We start from the raw sequence: 1,157 nt of genomic DNA, 5'->3' as shown, positions 1-1,157 counted from the left end.
TCGGCCACCCACACGGCCGGCTTGCCGCCGGTGGAGTCGTGGAACTCGCAGTCGAGGGGCGCCCCCCCGGCCCCCCGGGGGGGGGCCGGCGGGCACGGACGGGTGTGCTCAGGTCGCGGTGGGGGGTGTGCCGCGGCTGCGGCGCGTGCTCAGCACGGCCGGCGTGCCGGCGCCGACCAGGGCGACACCGACGACACCCGCGCCGACCAGGCCGGCCGGTCCGGTCAGTGGCAGGCCGCCGCCGCCGGCCGCGCCGCTCGTGCCCGAAGCGGTGCCGCCGGCAGTGGTGCCGCCGCCCGCCCCGCCCGTCGTGGTGGATCCGGTCGTGGCCGAGCCGCCTTTGAAGGAGACCTTCACGAACGCGTCCTGGCTGCGATCGGGCGAGCCGTGTGCGGCCATGGTCAGCACTAATGGGATCGTAAAGAGCGGATGCGGCGCACCGCCAGCGGAGCGCGTCACACCCGGAAAACGCCGAGTACGGGCGGTGTTCCCGTGTCTACGCCGTGATCTGACGTCGATTCAGCCGCCACAGCAGATACAGGGAGGCGGCGATCGCGGCGATCCGGATCATCGCGGGCAACAGTTCGCCGAAGCGATCCCACGCCTCGTCCCGGGTCAGATCCGCGCCCATGTGCCCGGTGGCGCGCAGCCACATGCCGGTCGCGAACGCCAGTGCGGTCGTGCCGGGGACGTAGAACGCGGCGAACCGCCGCTCCTTGAGCGACCACGCGGCCGCCGTGAAGACCACCAGGTAGCCGAGCAGCACCACCACGGTCGAGGCGACGATCGCACCGATCGCCATCATCGCGATCGCGAACACCTCGCGCACCTGCGTACGCAGCGCGCCCGGACCGAACATGCCCAGGGCCGGCGTGGGTTCGGTCAGCGCGTCCTCGTCGTCCCAGGTCGCCGACGTGTCCGAGACCACGCCGATCGGATACGCCGGCGCGTGCAGCGAGCCGTCGCCGTATATGTCGGGGCCGGGTCGCTCCGGCGTCCCGCCCTCCGGCGGCGTCCGCCACCACAGCGGCTCCTCCTCGGGATCCGCGAGCGGGACCGGCTTGGTCGGGGCGCCGCCGGCCGCGGTCTCGGCGAGCGTGGGCGGACCGGCCGCCGGGGCCGCCTCGGGGGAGACCCGGGGCGGCGGCGCGGCCGGC

1 protein-coding gene and 1 pseudogene are annotated in these 1,157 nt (G+C 74.9%); both read right to left on the bottom strand.

Annotated features, from left to right (window positions below):
- Positions 1 to 108 precede the first annotated feature (108 nt).
- Entirely contained in the window at positions 109 to 408 is a 300-nt protein-coding gene (locus ABZS54_RS43020; protein WP_355548946.1) for a hypothetical protein, read from the bottom strand.
- Positions 409 to 496: 88 nt separating this feature from the next.
- A pseudogene (locus ABZS54_RS43015) lies at positions 497 to 1,157 on the bottom strand (hypothetical protein); the annotation flags it as partial.

Source organism: Embleya sp. NPDC005575, assembly GCF_040605455.1.
Classification (GTDB): domain Bacteria; phylum Actinomycetota; class Actinomycetes; order Streptomycetales; family Streptomycetaceae; genus Embleya.
The sequence above is the reverse complement of the archived record's forward strand: the minus strand, read 5'-3'. Positions and strand labels throughout refer to the sequence as shown.